Annotated in this window: 13 protein-coding genes and 2 pseudogenes; 9 read left to right on the top strand and 6 right to left on the bottom strand. The window is 68.9% G+C overall.

Going from position 1 to position 14,591, the window contains the following annotated elements:
- Nucleotides 1-152 precede the first annotated feature (152 nt).
- Nucleotides 153-818: pseudogene (locus ACIRD7_RS41880) on the top strand (transposase); the annotation flags it as partial.
- Nucleotides 819-942: 124 nt separating this feature from the next.
- Nucleotides 943-1,038, top strand: a pseudogene (locus tag ACIRD7_RS41875) (IS5/IS1182 family transposase); the annotation flags it as partial.
- A 157-nt stretch (nucleotides 1,039-1,195) separates the two neighbouring features.
- On the opposite strand, the gene ACIRD7_RS41870 reads toward ACIRD7_RS41875, so the two are convergent.
- On the bottom strand, nucleotides 1,196-2,215 hold the full coding sequence (locus ACIRD7_RS41870; protein ID WP_403461339.1) for a pentapeptide repeat-containing protein: 1,020 nt from the start codon (nucleotides 2,213-2,215) through the stop codon (nucleotides 1,196-1,198).
- A 182-nt stretch (nucleotides 2,216-2,397) separates the two neighbouring features.
- Between ACIRD7_RS41870 and ACIRD7_RS41865 the strand changes: the two genes are divergently transcribed.
- Nucleotides 2,398-2,586 carry a hypothetical protein gene (locus tag ACIRD7_RS41865; protein ID WP_403461338.1) on the top strand — a complete coding sequence of 63 codons (189 nt, stop codon included), beginning with the start codon at nucleotides 2,398-2,400 and terminating at the stop codon, nucleotides 2,584-2,586.
- A gap of 37 nt (nucleotides 2,587-2,623) precedes the next feature.
- Here the strand turns inward: ACIRD7_RS41865 and ACIRD7_RS41860 are convergent, their stop codons facing one another.
- Nucleotides 2,624-3,247, bottom strand: coding sequence for a hypothetical protein (locus ACIRD7_RS41860; RefSeq protein ID WP_403461337.1), 624 nt, complete (start codon nucleotides 3,245-3,247; stop codon nucleotides 2,624-2,626).
- Nucleotides 3,248-3,450: 203 nt separating this feature from the next.
- Nucleotides 3,451-4,242: a hypothetical protein gene (locus tag ACIRD7_RS41855; RefSeq protein WP_403461336.1), complete on the bottom strand. Its 792-nt coding sequence runs from the start codon at nucleotides 4,240-4,242 to the stop codon at nucleotides 3,451-3,453.
- 432 nt (nucleotides 4,243-4,674) lie between these two features.
- Here ACIRD7_RS41855 and ACIRD7_RS41850 point away from each other — a divergent pair, with 432 nt between their 5' ends.
- The 4 genes from ACIRD7_RS41850 to ACIRD7_RS41835 all read left to right on the top strand — a co-directional run bounded on the left by ACIRD7_RS41850 (nucleotide 4,675) and on the right by ACIRD7_RS41835 (nucleotide 7,953).
- A complete protein-coding gene (locus ACIRD7_RS41850; protein ID WP_125528950.1) occupies nucleotides 4,675-4,938 on the top strand; it encodes a helix-turn-helix transcriptional regulator in 264 nt (87 codons plus the stop codon).
- Nucleotides 4,939-5,180: 242 nt separating this feature from the next.
- Nucleotides 5,181-5,954: a DUF6083 domain-containing protein gene (locus ACIRD7_RS41845; RefSeq protein WP_403461335.1), complete on the top strand. Its 774-nt coding sequence runs from the start codon at nucleotides 5,181-5,183 to the stop codon at nucleotides 5,952-5,954.
- A complete protein-coding gene (locus ACIRD7_RS41840) occupies nucleotides 5,951-6,433 on the top strand; it encodes a hypothetical protein (protein ID WP_403461334.1) in 483 nt (160 codons plus the stop codon). Before ACIRD7_RS41845 ends, ACIRD7_RS41840 begins: the two co-directional genes overlap by 4 nt.
- Entirely contained in the window at nucleotides 6,430-7,953 is a 1,524-nt protein-coding gene (locus ACIRD7_RS41835; protein ID WP_403461333.1) for a UvrD-helicase domain-containing protein, read from the top strand. Before ACIRD7_RS41840 ends, ACIRD7_RS41835 begins: the two co-directional genes overlap by 4 nt.
- Nucleotides 7,954-8,039: 86 nt before the next feature.
- Here the strand turns inward: ACIRD7_RS41835 and ACIRD7_RS41830 are convergent, their stop codons facing one another.
- The 3 genes from ACIRD7_RS41830 to ACIRD7_RS41820 all read right to left on the bottom strand — a co-directional run bounded on the left by ACIRD7_RS41830 (nucleotide 8,040) and on the right by ACIRD7_RS41820 (nucleotide 12,889).
- Nucleotides 8,040-10,604 (bottom strand): CHAT domain-containing protein, encoded by a 2,565-nt coding sequence (locus tag ACIRD7_RS41830; RefSeq protein WP_403461332.1) that lies wholly within the window; start codon nucleotides 10,602-10,604, stop codon nucleotides 8,040-8,042.
- Between the two features lie 568 nt (nucleotides 10,605-11,172).
- A complete protein-coding gene (locus ACIRD7_RS41825) occupies nucleotides 11,173-11,712 on the bottom strand; it encodes an RNA polymerase sigma factor (RefSeq protein WP_403461331.1) in 540 nt (179 codons plus the stop codon).
- 511 nt (nucleotides 11,713-12,223) lie between these two features.
- Nucleotides 12,224-12,889: an HNH endonuclease family protein gene (locus ACIRD7_RS41820; protein ID WP_403461330.1), complete on the bottom strand. Its 666-nt coding sequence runs from the start codon at nucleotides 12,887-12,889 to the stop codon at nucleotides 12,224-12,226.
- A 302-nt stretch (nucleotides 12,890-13,191) separates the two neighbouring features.
- Between ACIRD7_RS41820 and ACIRD7_RS41815 the strand changes: the two genes are divergently transcribed.
- On the top strand, nucleotides 13,192-13,401 hold the full coding sequence (locus tag ACIRD7_RS41815; RefSeq protein ID WP_403461329.1) for a DUF6207 family protein: 210 nt from the start codon (nucleotides 13,192-13,194) through the stop codon (nucleotides 13,399-13,401).
- A gap of 332 nt (nucleotides 13,402-13,733) precedes the next feature.
- Nucleotides 13,734-14,255 carry a hypothetical protein gene (locus ACIRD7_RS41810; protein ID WP_403461328.1) on the top strand — a complete coding sequence of 174 codons (522 nt, stop codon included), beginning with the start codon at nucleotides 13,734-13,736 and terminating at the stop codon, nucleotides 14,253-14,255.
- Nucleotides 14,256-14,591 lie beyond the last annotated feature (336 nt).

The raw sequence follows: 14,591 nt of genomic DNA, 5'->3' as shown, positions 1-14,591 counted from the left end.
GACGCCCCACCCGTCTGCGGAAGCTGCCGCAGGTGGAGATCCTGCGGCAGTTCTGGGTTCACCAGTACTACTGGGATGGCGACGGGCACTTGCGCTGGCGGGAGGGCACTGCCCTGCCGCCGGCCTCGCTGCGGTTCGACTCCCCGTATGACATGGACGCGCACTACTGCGTCAGACGCGATGTCGACCACCTCGTGGTGCATGTGGCCACCACCAATGCTCCCGTCCAGGACGGGCAGCTGACCGAGAAGATCCACGACGACCTCGCCACCCGCCGCCTGGATCTGACCGAGCACATCGTGCACACCGCCTACCTCTCACCCGCCCACATCGAGCGGGCCCAGCGCGTGCACGGCATCACGCTGCTCGGCCCGGTCCTTGCGGACAGCAGCCGTCAGGCCAAAGCGGATTCGGGCTTCGACAAGGCGGCTTTCACCATCGGTTGGGTCAACGAGCAGGCCATCTGCCCGCGCGGCGAGATAAGTGCGTCCTGGACCAAGCTGAACACCTCCAGCAACACCTACTTCCAAGCCCGCTTCGCAGAGGTCGACTGCAGGCCCTGCCCAGATCGCGCACCGTGCACCGCCTTGACCACTCGCTCCCGCTCAGTAGCGGTGCTACCGCGGCTGCTGCACGAGATCCAGATGCGCAATCGGCTCGACCAGCAGACCGAGCAGTGGCAACGCCGGTACGCGATCCGTGCCGGCATCGAAGCCACCCTCTCGCAGAACGTCCGAGCGCTCGGTCTACGCAGAGCCCGCTATCGAGGCCTGGCCCGCACCCACGTGCAGGATGTCCTGACGGCCATGGCCTGCAACCTCGGCCGCCTCGCGGACTGGAACGACACCGCCCCATCGGCCGGACAGGCATCCCGCTTCCGAACCCTCTGCAACACAGCCGGATTCGCGATCACCAGAAGCCCGAGATCACGTTGGGCTGCCTATGGGGCGGGGTACGTGGAGTTGGATTGTTCCGGACGGGTTGTGGGAGATCGCCGAGCCGCTGATCCCACCGTCGAAGGTGCGGCCACAGGGCGGCCCGCGAACTGGCGTTCGGAGTGGGCCTGGCCGAGCGCCGCCGGTAACAGTGATGACGTGCACGCTCCCCGTTGCACGACGGCTGAGGCGGCATGCCCCGAACGCCAAGTGGCCTGGCCGCCGCGACATGGCACCTTTGCCCATGTCGAGCGGCGTGCTCACGTTGCGGAGCTGTTCCAGCCGCTGCGGAGTGCGGCCTCGCACTCGGCTATGCGGGCTTGGATCCGCTCGTCATCTGCAAAGCGTGAAGGGAGACTCGTGATTTCGAAGATCCGGGCATTCAGCAGTTGATCAGCCCTGAGAATGGCACTGCGCAGATCGATCTTTCGCAGGTACGCATCCTCAAGAGAAGCATCTGTCAGGGTCGCGCCGCCTACCAAGGTGAACAGCATCCAGGCCCGGTCCAAGTTGGCCCCGGCCAGATCTGCCTTCGCCAAGTCCGCCCGTGCCAGGTTGGCGCCTTCCAGGTGTGCTTTGGTCATGACTGCGCGCTGCAATCGGGCCCGTTGCAGATCTGCGCCGCGTAGATCGGTGCGACGCAGATCGATGTGAAGCGCCTCTTCTCGTTCGGGCCGTCGGCCGAGCACGGTGAGCGCAGCCTGCACATCGTCTGCGGGGCGCACCTTGAGTTCTGCGGCCCCAGTGTCCACATCCGGCTTCCACGGACTGTGCTGCCGGACGAACGCCGCGAGCACCTCGACAACCGTCGCGTGGTCCTTCTCAGAGTCCCGCATGATGCGCTCGAGAGCGTAGATACCCCCGAGCCGTTCCGTGAGGTGGCCCGACGCCAGAAGCTTGATCGCCTCCACGTACCGTTCAGTGACCTGTCCTTCACGGGTCAGCTCGGCCTGCTCGCGATCTTTCTCCCGGGTGTGCGCGAACAACGCCTCGGTCTGCTTGTGACTCTTGTGCGTGTAGTGGAGACCGAGAGCAGCCACCGCTCCAGCGCCGAGGGCAACGAGCATGGTGCGGAAGCCCGTGACAATGATTCCAGCCGATGGTGCGAGCGTGTCATCGCGCACATGATTGCCTTCGAACAGCCAGGGGCCCCAGATGAGAGCCGCGATGAAAACTACGGCTCCGCCGATGCCACAGCACCAGGTAAGAATTCGCTTCGCCTTCGGCTCCATGCCGAGCAGCTTGGCCTGCGTCGTAGCGGCGGTGCCGTCAGACTGCACAGTTCAGAGCAGAAGTTGAGGAACAACGGCCTTGCGCACTGGTTGCGTGCTGCACGGCTGAATGCTGTGACCTGCCGTGGCCTCTCCCCCCCGGGGCACAGCTGACGGGCAGCATTGATTTCTTGGCGAGGAGTTGGCAGAACTGTCTTGACCTGCCGGCTGCACCGACCAGGGCGGCGCGATTGGAATCCCAGCCGGTTGCTGCGCCCTGGCGTCGTCTCGGCTTCGACGCCGCCGCGTTCGCCCGCCGCGTCGATGTCGCAGGCGGCGACGTCGCCGCCGCTGTGCACCGGTGGCTGGTTGAGACCGGACGCATCCGCCCGGACGCCCAGATCATCCATTTCGAGGTCCGCACCTGGCGCCGCCGCTGATCGGATCTGAAGGCAACTGCGCCTCCATGCGGAGCTGTCAGAGCTCAGTCTCTGCGGGCTGTGCCTCGGCCTCAGGAGCAGCTGCTGACTTGGGGGCGGTGTAGAAGACGGACCTTCCTTGCTTGGTTCGCTCTGCCTGGCTCTTGGCCACAAGCCCTTCGAGTGTGACCCGCACGACCTTGTCCGCGAACTGGCGCTCGGGGTGGGCCTGGCCGAGCGCGGCAGAGATCTCCGCAGCCGAGCGCGGTTCCTTCAGCTCCAAGAGGTGGCGGCGGATGAGCTCGACCAGAGTGGGCTGAGCCGCCTTCGCGGCATCCGCCGGCTTGGCAACGGGCTTCTTGGCTGCTGCCTTCTTCGGTGCAGCGGTGGACTTCCGTGCCTTCTTCCCGCCGCGCGCGGCGCCGGTCTTCTGCCGGGGTGAGGGCACCGCGGCACTCTCGACCTCTGCCGCAGGCTGGGTCGGCGCCTGGGTGATACCGAGAGCCTGCTGCACGTTCACCAGCACCGTGTGGTCGTGCTGCACCGCGGCAAGCTGCTCTTGCAGGGAGGCGATCTCCGCGGTGATACGGGACTGCTCTTTCACATTGCGTTCGAGGTCGGCGGTCACTTGGGCGACGTAGTGGGACGTCAGTTCGGTGGCGGGAGTCGTTGTCTCGGGCACGGGGGCTGGCCTTCCTCGGCGGTTGAACGTCCTGCGGGGCTGCACCACATGGAAGTGACGGCCCTCTTGGGTGAGGTCCAGGTGGCCCGGCAGGAGTGCTGCTAGTGCCGCAAGATGCCTCGGTGTACAGATGGTACGGACAAGGAGTGCTGGTTGTTCGTGCCAGGTGGAGTCTTCTTACTCTTGAGACAGTCTCACAGTTCTCATGCCTGGCTTCCGCGAGGCAGTACGGCCATACGTGACTGGGCCTGCGGCCGGGGCAGTTGCCAGACCACCTCGTCGGTCTCCCGGTCGTGCCGCCACGCCTGCAGGGTGCGTGTGGTCACCAGCCGGTCGAGGAGGGCAACGGTCTGCTGAGGGGAGTGCCCGCACATGCGGGTGAGGATGTCCATCTCGGTGCCATGTTCGGCGCGGGCACTGGTGTGTGCGGCCAGCGCGAGGGCAGTCAGCCGCAAGGCAGGCGCTGCGGCCGGCAGGATCAACGGCGTGGGCCGCAGCGCCCAGTCGGCGGCGCGGCAACGGGCGCGACGGCCGGGTGCCTGGTCCAGCACCGCGGCATCGAGCAGCCGCACCTGTGAGGGCAGCGCACGGAAGTCCGGCAGCGCAAGCCAGTCGGCGTGGGACAGCTCCAGCCACAACTCGCCGTTCCCGTGCAGTCGCATGCCCCGCAACAGGCCCGTCGGCAGCCGAACATGACCGCGGACGTCCGTACGCAGCGCGCACTGCAGAGCCAGCAGCCGGGCGGCGGGGGAGGTGAACCGGGGCAGTGCGGCGCCGAGATAGGTGAGCATTTCCCGCACGCGCACCCGTTCCTGAAGGCCGGCCTTGAACCGCTGCGCGGGCTCAGGCGGGCAGAGGGAGGCGGGCGGGCGGGTGGAGCCGGACAGGGTGTCGGGTACCACGGCGGTGTTGCTGGTTGCCGCGGCGCAGGCCGCGCAGGTGTCGGCCAGCCGCCAGGTGCGGCCGCCGCGGTCGCGGGTGAGGGCGAGCAGCACCGGCCCAGCGCAGCCGCGATGACGGGGATGCCACCGGCAGCCCCGGGCCTGGCACTGACAGCTGCGCAGATGGGCGGGCAGCGTGTCGGCGCGGGCATGGCAGGCCAGATGAGCCAGGACGGCCGACCGTGCGGATGATCCCGTGAGCGGGGACGTGTGGGCGGTGCAGGTGGGGCAGATGAGTGCGGGGCCGCCCGGTCGCGGACGCAGTTCTACTGTCCAGATGCGTCGCACTGCTGCGTGCGTGCCGGCGAGCCTCATGGGCTGGTCGTCCTCCCGCGTGCCCGAGGTGGTCGGTGCCCCGGCGACAGAGGGCCGGGGAGACGCACGGTAGTGCAGAGTCCTGCACCTTGATCGGGCGTTCTCTCTCCCGGACAGATAGTGCAGGGGTCTGCACTGACAGGGCAGGTCTCTGCACCGTCGGATGGTGGAGTGACGATCTTGCCGCCCGATCCCGACCTCACCGCGCTGCGTGTCAACCTCGCGCGTCTGCGGGGCGAGCGCGGCTGGACCTTCGACGAACTCGCCGGCCGCAGCGGTCTGGCCCGGCGCACCCTCATCGACCTCGAACACGGCCGCACCACCGGCACCGTCACCACCTGGCATGCCCTCGCCCACGCCTTCGACGTGCCCATCGAGCGCCTCCTCGGCGCCCTCTGTGACGACCACACCCCACCCGGCACGCACGGCTCCTGACGCCTCGGCGCCCCCGCCCCTGACCGTCGAGCAGATCACCCGATCCGGCGAGCAGGCATCGAACGCGATGCCGTCAATGAGGTCATCTGTTCGACGATATTGGGCTGATCAGGGGACACGAGCCGCACCGCGTTGCGGATCGCCGGGTGTCGCCTGGCACGGTCCGGGCCATGTGCTCCACGCCCGCCCCCGCCGGCCGACACTGGGACGGCAGCCCCCGCATCACCCGACGCCCTCGCCCCTTGCGCCCAGCCGGCCTGCTGCGCGCCGGCCAAAGCAGCCGCTGCCGCCGATGCGGCAACCGCATCGACTTCTACCAGCGCGCCGACCACCGGCCCATCGCCCTGCACCCCACCGAACTGGCCACCGTGCACGTCCCCGAACCCTGCCGCTGGCACCTGGCCGGCGGCATCGCCTATCCGCACGGTGACGGCAGCCCGTGGTGCCGCATCCCCCACGCCGTGCTCTGCCCCCGCCGCATCCCCCTGTGCCGGACTAGCCCCTGCCTCGAAGCCCTCCGCCGCCAGCTCGCCGCCCGCACCCGCCGCCTGACCGACGCTGGTGCTTTCACCTTCGATCCGACTCTCACCAACTCACCGGCCACAGGCGCTGACAACCCCATCCGTCCTGTCGTCCAGATGCTGTTGTGCCGCTACCTCGCCGCGAGCCCGGTCGAACATCTCCGCTGCGTCGCCCGGACCCGCCACCGCCACCGCTGCGCCCAACCCGTCCTAGCCCCCACCGCACCGGCCGGCATCTGGAGACTGCTGCCCACCGGATCCCGTCGCGGACAACTCGCCCTGCACGACGTCCTGATGGCCGTCTACGACCTAGGCCACCTGCCCTACAGCGAGCAACTGCGATGGCGCACCCAGCGCTGCCCCCGACACGCCGTCACTTCCGGCGCCGCCGACCTCGCCCTGGCCGGGTGGCAGCCTTTCCACCCACTTGTGCACACGGCGCACATCCACACCGACGTGCCCCGCCATGAGGCCCGCCGGGGCAGAGGTTGGTGACCGTGCCCCACCACGCTCTGGAAATCATGCTGACCCGGCCCCTGACTACCGCCGAGCTTCGCCGCGCCGCGCACGCCTGGCCGCTCGCCGCCAACCACGACACCACCCGCCTCATGGTCCTCGCGGGCGCCAAGACCCCCGAACGCGCCATCCACCGGCTGCGCCGACGCCTCGCCAGCCGGCTGCCCATCGACGTGATCACCACCCATTACCCGGACGCGCACGGTCATGTGCTGCTCAATGTCGCCCTCCCACCCGACATCCACACCGCCCTGGAGCGCGACGCCCGTCGCGCGGGCCTGACCCCCGAGCGCTTCGTGCGAGAAGCCCTCCACCGGGACCTGGCCGAGCACGCCGACCGCGAGGCCGACCGGCTCGACCGCGCCGTGCGCCAACTCCTCGCCGGGACCACTCCCGCACACCTGCTGTCCGCCGTCGGGCACGCCCTCACCCGCCCCCTGGAAGGACCCACACCATGAACCCGACCGACGAACAGACGGCAGCCGCCGACGCCTTCCACTCAGGCGACCACCTGGCCCTGCAGGCCGGCGCCGGCACCGGGAAAACCACCACTCTCACCCTGCTTGCCCACGCCACCACACGCCGCGGCCGCTACCTCGCCTACAACCGTGCCATCGCCCAGGACGCACGCGCCCGTTTCCCGGCCACCGTCCAGTGCAAGACCGCCCACGCACTCGCCTACGCAGCCCTTGGCCACCGGTACACCCGCCGCCTGAACGCACCCCGCCGCCCGGCCTGGCAGACCGGACAGGCCCTCGGCATCACCAGAGCCCTCCGCATCGGAGACCGCGAAGTCACCCCCAAGGCGCTCTCCAACGCCACCCTGCGCACCGTCACCCGCTTCTGCCATACCGCCGACGAGGCCATCACCTACCATCACGTCCCACGCCTGCGCGGCCTGGACGACACCGACCTCCACGCCCAGCTCGCCGCCCACGTTGTGCCGTTCGCCCAAAAGGCCTGGGCCGACCTGCAGCACCCGGACGACGGCGCCGTCCGCTACGACCACGACCACTACCTCAAAGCCTGGGCCCTCACCCAGCCGCGTATCCAGGCCGACTTCCTGCTGCTGGACGAGGCCCAGGACACCAACCCCGTCGTCGAACAGATCTTCCTCAACCAGCGCGACCACGCCCAGCTCGTCATGGTCGGCGACTCCGCCCAGGCCATCTACCAATGGCGCGGCGCCAAAGACGTCATGACCGGCTTCGACGGCACCCAGCTGACCTTGTCCCGGTCCTTCCGCTTCGGCCCCGACCTCGCCGCCGAAGCCAACCGCTGGCTACGTCTCGCCGATGCCCCCATCCGTCTGACCGGCACCGCCGCCGTGCCCACCGAACTCGGCCCCGTCACCCAGCCGGACGCCGTGCTGTGCCGCACCAACGTCGGTGCCATGGCACAGGTCATGGCCCACATGGCCGCCGGACACCAGGTCGGCCTGGTCGGGGGAGGAGACAGCCTGCAGGCCCTGGCTCTTGCGGCCCGTGACCTGAAGGAAGGCCGTCGCACCCACCACCCCGAACTCATCCTCTTCCCCTGCTGGGGAGACCTGCAGGACTACGCCACCCACGACCCGGCTGGCCGCGACCTGCAGCCCCTGGTCCACCTTGTCGACACTCACGGGACCGACTCCATTCTCAGGGCTGTCGCCCGCCTCGCGCCCGAGCTCGAAGCCCAGGTCACCGTCTCCACAGCCCACAAGGCGAAAGGACGTGAATGGCCCCGCGTACTCGTTGCCGACGACTTCGACCGTGCCAAGGACGACATCACTGACGACCACCAAGACACTCCCAGGCCCCCCGACCCCGTCGATGACGCTGAAGCCCGCCTCGCCTACGTCGCTGTCACCCGCACCCGCCGACGCCTCGACCTGGGAGGACTGTCCTGGATCCTCAACCACCCCGACGGCAGCTCCACAGACCCCAACCGTCCCCATCCACCGGCGATGCTGCAGCCTCCCGCTGCTACCGGATCCTGAAACCGGGGCGTGCACCAGACCGGCCTGCCGGTCACCTGCGGGCCTGTTACCCAGCCTTTGCGCCTCTTCTGCAGCCTCGTGCGTCGTCAGGCGCCGCCGAATGCTGTGAACGCCCAGCCTGTGGCTTGGTGGACTGCGTCGGCTGGAAGAGCGGCGCGTGCCTTGTAAAGAGCCTCGGCCAGGGACCGACCCGCGGCCAGCTCCTCGTGCACGGCAAGCATCAGGGGGACCACCGCGGTGTCGTTGACGGGCGCGCTGCACGCCAGCATCCCGGCTGTGCCGAGTGGCAGCAGCGCGGTGATCAGACTGAGGACTTCGTCCGCATCGACCCGGCCGAGGCGTCCGGTGTCGCAACTGGAGAGGACGATGCGGTAGGGGCTGCGTTCCAGGCGCTCGAGGTCATGGAGCGCCATCGGCCCGTCGGCCATCCGCAGTGTTGAGAACAGGGGGCTGTCAGCGCGGAACGTGCCGTGGGTGGCGAGGTGGGCCAGCGAGGCGCCGTCGAGTTCGTTAAGTACGCGTGGCACGCGTGCGTCGGCGTGTTCCAGGACGACGGCACCGCCGTAGCGGCCCGCCAGACGCGGCACCTCCGCGCCGACGGTCGCCGGGCCCGGTCCGCGCACCAACACCTGGTGGGCGCCCGGCGGCGGTTCGGTCTCCCGGGCGCGCAGCCAGCCGCTCGCCGACGGCGACACGCTGAGCACCCGTTCCCGCAGCGACGGCAGCAGCGCCCAGGGCACCCGGTGCAGCCGGGCGGGCGGTACGACCACCACGGGACCGTCGCCGAGATGCGCGGCCGCAGGGCCGAGCAGCAGTTCCTCCAGCCGCCGGCCGGCGGCCTCCACCACCGGCAGCTGTGCCTCCGCGCCCGGGTGGGCCAGCCGTCGAAGCCCGGCCTGGACGTGCTCGGCCTCGGTCTCCGCCTCGGCCAGCAGCCCGGCCTCGAAGCGGCGCACCCGCCCCTGCCCGCACAGCAGCACCTGCACCCGCCCGTCCAGCACGGCAAGTGCGACGAGCCGCGTGCCCTCCGCGTCGAGCCGATCGAGCAGATGGCCCGGGTGGAAGAGGCGGCCGTCGCCGGGTGAGTTGCCGCGCAGATGCAGCGTCCGGGAGCGGATCTCCCGCTCCAGGCGCCGCTGTTCGCGCTCCAGTGCCGGAATGGGACGGGCCTCCATGCGAGCGGACTCGGCTCGGGCGGCGATCTCCCGGAATGCGGCCAGGTTGCTCTGCAACTGCGGGTCAGTCGGGGGGCGGGTCGGCGGCGTCGACAGTGTGGCGGCCCGCCCGCGTTCGCTCCACACGAGCAGTCGGCGAGGGTTGTCGAGGCTGGCTTGCTGAGCGAGGGCGGCGAGTTCGGCGCCCTGGGCGGTGGCGCGGGCCCTGAGCTCCGAGGCGCCCAGCGTCATCCGGTGGGCGTCGAGGATGTCCAGTCCCCGTCGGCAGGCTTCCAGGACACCGCGCACGGAGCCGGAGGCCTGTGCCCGCAGTGCCTGCGCCGTCCAGCCCATCATCCGCGCCAATGGCGGCCCGTTGTGCCGGCTTCGGGCAGCGACGCCCAGGTGCCGCTCGGCGTCCGCCGTCCAGCCCAGGTTGAGCGCGATCCGGCCCGCGAGCAGCGAGGCCTCCGGCGCGGCCGGCGCGCCGAAGGAGGCCAGCCGTTCGGCCACGGCTGCGGCCTCTGCCAGAAGCCGTCCTGAGCTGCGTCCGGTGACGACGCGTGCCTCGATCAGCACCAGTCGGGCGTGTGTCTCCCACCAGCTGCGCCGCTGTCCGGCGAACAGGCGGACGGCTATGGCAGCGCGCGCTATCGCGGTGTGTGCGTCGCCCGCCAGCCGCGCGGCGCGCGCGGCGGCCAGCAGCAGTTCGGCCTTGCGGGTGGACTGGCCGCCGATGCCGTCGAGCACGGCGATCGCCGCGTCCGCCTCGGCCAGCGCCTCCGGGGCCAGCCCGGCCGCCATGAGCACCTCGCAGCGGCGGATGTTCAGCATGAGCGTCGGCGTGCCGAGACGGGTGTAGTGTTCCTCGGCCTCGTCCAGGAGTCGTAGTGCCACCGGGATGTCGCCCGACCGGAATGCCGCCAGGGCCCGGCTCTCCACCGCGTCGGCCTTGTCGTGCTCCTGGCCCGTGGTGTCCCACAGCGCCTCGGCCGCAGTGAAGTCGGCGTCCGCCCGGTCGACCGCGCCGAGCGCCAGATGCACGGTCGCGCGCAAGGTCAGCGCACGGGCCGTCCAGATGACGTCCTCCGCCCGGCGCAGCATGGGGATTGCCCGGTGGATGTCTTCCAGGGCCTCCTGGTGGTGGCCGAGGACCCAGCGGGCGTAGGCGCGCCGGAACAGCACGCGGGCGCGTGTATGTCCGCTGCCGCGCTCGATGCCGCGCTCCAGCGCCGCCAGCCCTTGGCGGGTGCGTCCTGTGTGCACCAAGGCCACACCGAGTGCTGCGAGGACGTCGGCTTCCCGTTCGGGCGATTCCGCGCGTGCTGCGAGATCTCGGGCGCGCCGCAGGTGATGGAGGGCGATGCGGATGTCGCCCCAGTCGCGCTGCCAAGTGCCGATCACCTGGTGGGCGATGGAAGCGTGCAACGGTGGGGGGTCAGTGTCGAGGACGGCCTGGGCCCGCGCCAATGCCTGGTTTGGATCAGCGAACGTCATCGGCAGAAGGCTCTGGACCGTGCTGGTCTCCGTGGTGCCTGGAGTGCCGCTCTCCGGCTCTACCGGGGAGGCCTTTGGGGGTTCCGCTGGGCCGGCGGAGGGAGGAAGGGAAGTGGCCTCCTCGTCACCACTGGTGAGTTGCCGCACCAGCCGAAGCCACTCCAAATCTTCGCTCCACCAGGCGGAGCCGATCGCGCTTGCCTCGTCCCGGCTGACGAACGCGGACCCCGCCGTCACTGCCACTTGATGCGTGGATGTCTGTGCGGACCAAACGAATCCGTCGGCCTCGCGGTCTCCGTCCCGTTGTTGTTCTCGCGCGGGAAGTCGCTGCTTGAGCGCAGCAAGAGAAGCCTCGACGTCCAGGACGGGGGCCAAGCCCTCGGCAACGGCGGTTTCGGAGGCCTGGGTCACGGAGATGAGAGCCGCTTCATCGTCGGTCAAAGGCTGCGTGGATGGCTGCTTCGGCGAACTCGTCGACGGACCGTTGGGGGCAGGCGATGTCGGCGGCGTAACTCCCGGCTGCTCGCCGGGTGCCGCCTGTTCGGGATCGGGGAGGCCGGCAGGTGTATCAGTCACGACGTCCTCCCTCCTCCTCGGTCACGATGCCCAGCTGTTGAAGATCCACTCGCATTGGCTCCAAAGCCCGGCGGGCCTCTGCAAGATGAACCCGTACGGTCGACTGTGTGATTCCCATTTCCTCGGCGACTTCGGCGGCGCTCAGTCCCGCGATACAGCGCAAGGCCATGGCCTGGCGCGGCCGGTCCTTCAAGCGTGCCATCTCCGCGCACGCCCTGCGGTAGACCTCTTTGAGCTGGACCTCAACGGCCACGTCAGGGAGGTTGCCTGCACTGTCGTGACGGTCAAGATCGAAGAGAATCTCTGCGCTGCGCCGCCGCAGCGCCTCGCGGACTGCTGTGCGCGACAGCCATCCGCCCCAGTGCTGCACTGGAGGCTTGCTGGGATCGGTCATCCGGCGCCAGCACTGCACGAACGCTTCTTGCACCGCGTCCTCCGCCACATGAAGCCGGCCCCCCGTCACCAGAAAGGCCTTGGCCACCAAAGCCCGGTACCACGTGCGGTAGACGGAGTCGAAGGCGTCCTCGCTCACCCCGCTCCGTCCCTCTCCCACCCACGAGATCGCACTGCCCAAGTGATCCCGTTCTCGTCGGTGACCTGAACGCTGCCGCCTCGTCGCGGCATTCTGCACAGCACGGCTGTCATTGTCTTGCGTCGGCTTCGCTCACGGAGCTGAAATGCCATAGCCCGTAACAGCGCAGACAATCCGGCGCCTCCCGCCATCGCCATCGCGGCGCATATCGCCGGCCACGTGATCACCGTTCGTCCTCCTCGGCCACCGAACCTTCCCAGTGACCTCTAGAGGGCCGAGCGCCAAAAAGCGCTTGTATCCCTACTCTTGGGGATGCCCCGCGAGCATGACCGTCGTGCTCACGCAGCAAGGAACGGACCGCCGCCTGGGAGGGCCTGGGGCACGGCCTGGGCGCCTTCCGACGCTGCCGGCGGCCGCTTCGCCCTCAGGGCATGTGCTGCGTGGGCGGCCAGGGCATCATGGAAGTAGTTGGCCCGCCGCTTTCCCCCGTAGTGGCGGGCCAACTCTGGTTTCAGCGGGCGAGGGTGACCTCGACGGGGTGGTTCGGGCACGAGCTGAGGATGTCGGTGAGCGCACTCTGCTCGGTAGGGTCGATGGCGAGCTGCCAGCGGGTTTTGACGGTGATCCAGTCGGCGGCGTAGGCGCAGCGGTAGTTGGTCGCGGGCGGTTGCCAGGTGGCGGGGTCCTGGTCGGCCTTGGAGCGATTGGAGGCCGCGGAGACCGCGATCAGCGCACGGGCGTCGCCGAGGTCGTTGGCATAGGCCTCACGCTCCTTCGCGGTCCAAGCTGAGGCACCGGAATCCCAGGCCTCGGCGAGCGGGACCAGGTGGTCGATGTGGAGAGCCCGGGCAGCCGTGAAGTAGGTGCCGTCGTAGGGCGAGTACCAGGAGCCGCCGGTCAGCCGGCAGCCATCTCCTTGTTCGGGTGCGGTGACGGCCTCATCGAGGAGGACCTCGTTGCGGGTGCTGCATCCGTCGCGGTCAGCGTCGATCCAGTGGCGGAACTTGTCTCGGCTGTATCCCGTGCGGTCCTCGTCGTCTTGCACCGGCAAGACGACGAGGGCGTCACGGACCGGCAGGACGACGATCTCGCCAGGGGCGGCATTTGCGGTGGTGGGAGTGAGCAGGGCAGTAAGCGCGGACAGCACGGCGACAGCACGTACGGCAATGGAGCGCACAAGGCTTCCTTCCGAAGACCAGAGGGCGTGTGATCTTCGTAGCGAGCCCAGATTCCGGCCCGCCCGAGAAGAACTGTCAACTCACCCGCACGGGCTGTAAGTCACACCGTAGGCCTGAGCCTTCCTGATGGAGGCGCGCGGGCAGAGGCGAAAGAAATCTCACCGACGCGACACGAAGCCTGGTCACTTTGGTTCTCCCGCTTGCCGATACATCAGCCCAGCCACCTGATGACCGCCACTCGGTCGGGTGATGCCCGCGGAAGGGCGAAACCTGCGCCGCAGGTCCGAGCGTGGTGCCCTACATGGATCCGATCGACGAAGTGCACCTGAAGGAACCGGGCTTGGTCGTCATCGACGTCGCGGCGGCCGATGACTCGACAGTGCTTGCCTTCCAGCAGATGCTCGCTGCGCAGTGGGCAACAGCGACGTCCGACAGAACGACCCGGGATGCGGGACAGCCCGGCGTACGGCTGCGGTGCTACCTCGACATGCGCCAGGAGCCCGGCACGTGACCCAGCAGCTTCGAAAGGGAAGACCAGCCGCATGCCAAAGACGACGACGAGGATGAGGATTGCGCCGATGATCATGAGTGATGCCGGGGCCCGCCGCGGTTCGGACCCCTATCGGCTGTTGATCCACCAGATGACGGCAGGGATCAGGAGGCTTCCGGTAGCAGTGCCGGCCCCGTAGACGACGCCCATGGCGAAGCGCCTGCAACATCACAGATCAGCCGGTCGGACCCATGTGGCGCCCAGCGATCGGCAAGACCCGCTTGGGTTAGAGCGGCCATGATGGAGGCCGATTGGCTGCGATCGCGCAGCGGAGCCGTGAGGGGGGAAGCGGCATGGATCCTGCGGTGGTTGCGGCTGTCGTCGGCGCCGGTGCAGCCTTGCTGGGTGCGTTCGTCGCCTCTCTGGCGACCCGTCGTGTCGAGGTTTTGAGACTGCGCGCCAATCTGGTTGAGAAGGCGGAAGACCGCAAACTGGCAACTCTTGAGGGGTTCCTTCTTGCCGTGAATGCGTGGCTCGACTGGCTCTCGTTCATGGAGCAGGAGGGCTGGGAGGGGAACCTCGATGAACTCAACGCTCGTGTGCGGGCAAGGGACGATGCCTATCGCCGCCTTGTTCTGCTGGCCTCGGATGACCTCCATGACTGGTTGACGAACGTCTACAACCCTGTGGAGTACGAGCTGAAGGCCACATACGTGCGACGGCTCCGTTACGGGCAGCCGCTGGATGAGCGCTCGCGGGAGCTTCGCCGTTCGTTCTCTCGACTCCTGCGAGAAGACTTGATTGTTCAGTTCCGGCCCGAGGTCGCAGCCCTGCGGGATCCGTTGCATCCTGCGAGCCAACGCCGCTGGCGGTGACCTGCGTACCAGTCAAACCGGGCCGCCCAAATCGGGACGCGCGACGACATCCCTCTGGCCCGCTTGACATCGGTGCGGCGTCCAACGGACGGGTGCGTGCCTTGGCCCGGGGCGGCCGAACACGAGGACGACCGAGGCAGCCGTGATATCTGCTCCGGCCGCAGCGATGTCTCAGGGACGAGGGGCTACCGTGGCAAAGTTGGTAGGCGCGGTCTTTGCCGCGAGGGTTGGACAACCACTGAGAGGTCGTTCTCTTTCCGAACCTCGTGTGTGGTTCTCGCTGGTCAGACATGAGATGGCCGCTGTCACGGGAGTCTCGGTTCGTTGCTGGCCGAG

It is taken from the genome of Streptomyces sp. NPDC093568, assembly GCF_044764945.1.
GTDB lineage: Bacteria > Actinomycetota > Actinomycetes > Streptomycetales > Streptomycetaceae > Streptomyces.
Note: the sequence above shows the minus strand (reverse complement) of the source record. Positions and strands in the feature narration are given on the sequence as shown.

Excerpts from the sequence above, each read along its gene's own strand:
- ACIRD7_RS41835 (WP_403461333.1), top strand. The coding sequence starts at position 6,430 with ATGAACCCGACCGACGAACAGACGGCAGCCGCCGACGCCTTCCACTCA.
- ACIRD7_RS41830 (WP_403461332.1), bottom strand. The coding sequence starts at position 10,604 with ATGACGTTCGCTGATCCAAACCAGGCATTGGCGCGGGCCCAGGCCGTC.
- ACIRD7_RS41815 (WP_403461329.1), top strand. The coding sequence starts at position 13,192 with ATGGATCCGATCGACGAAGTGCACCTGAAGGAACCGGGCTTGGTCGTC.
- ACIRD7_RS41810 (WP_403461328.1), top strand. The coding sequence starts at position 13,734 with ATGGATCCTGCGGTGGTTGCGGCTGTCGTCGGCGCCGGTGCAGCCTTG.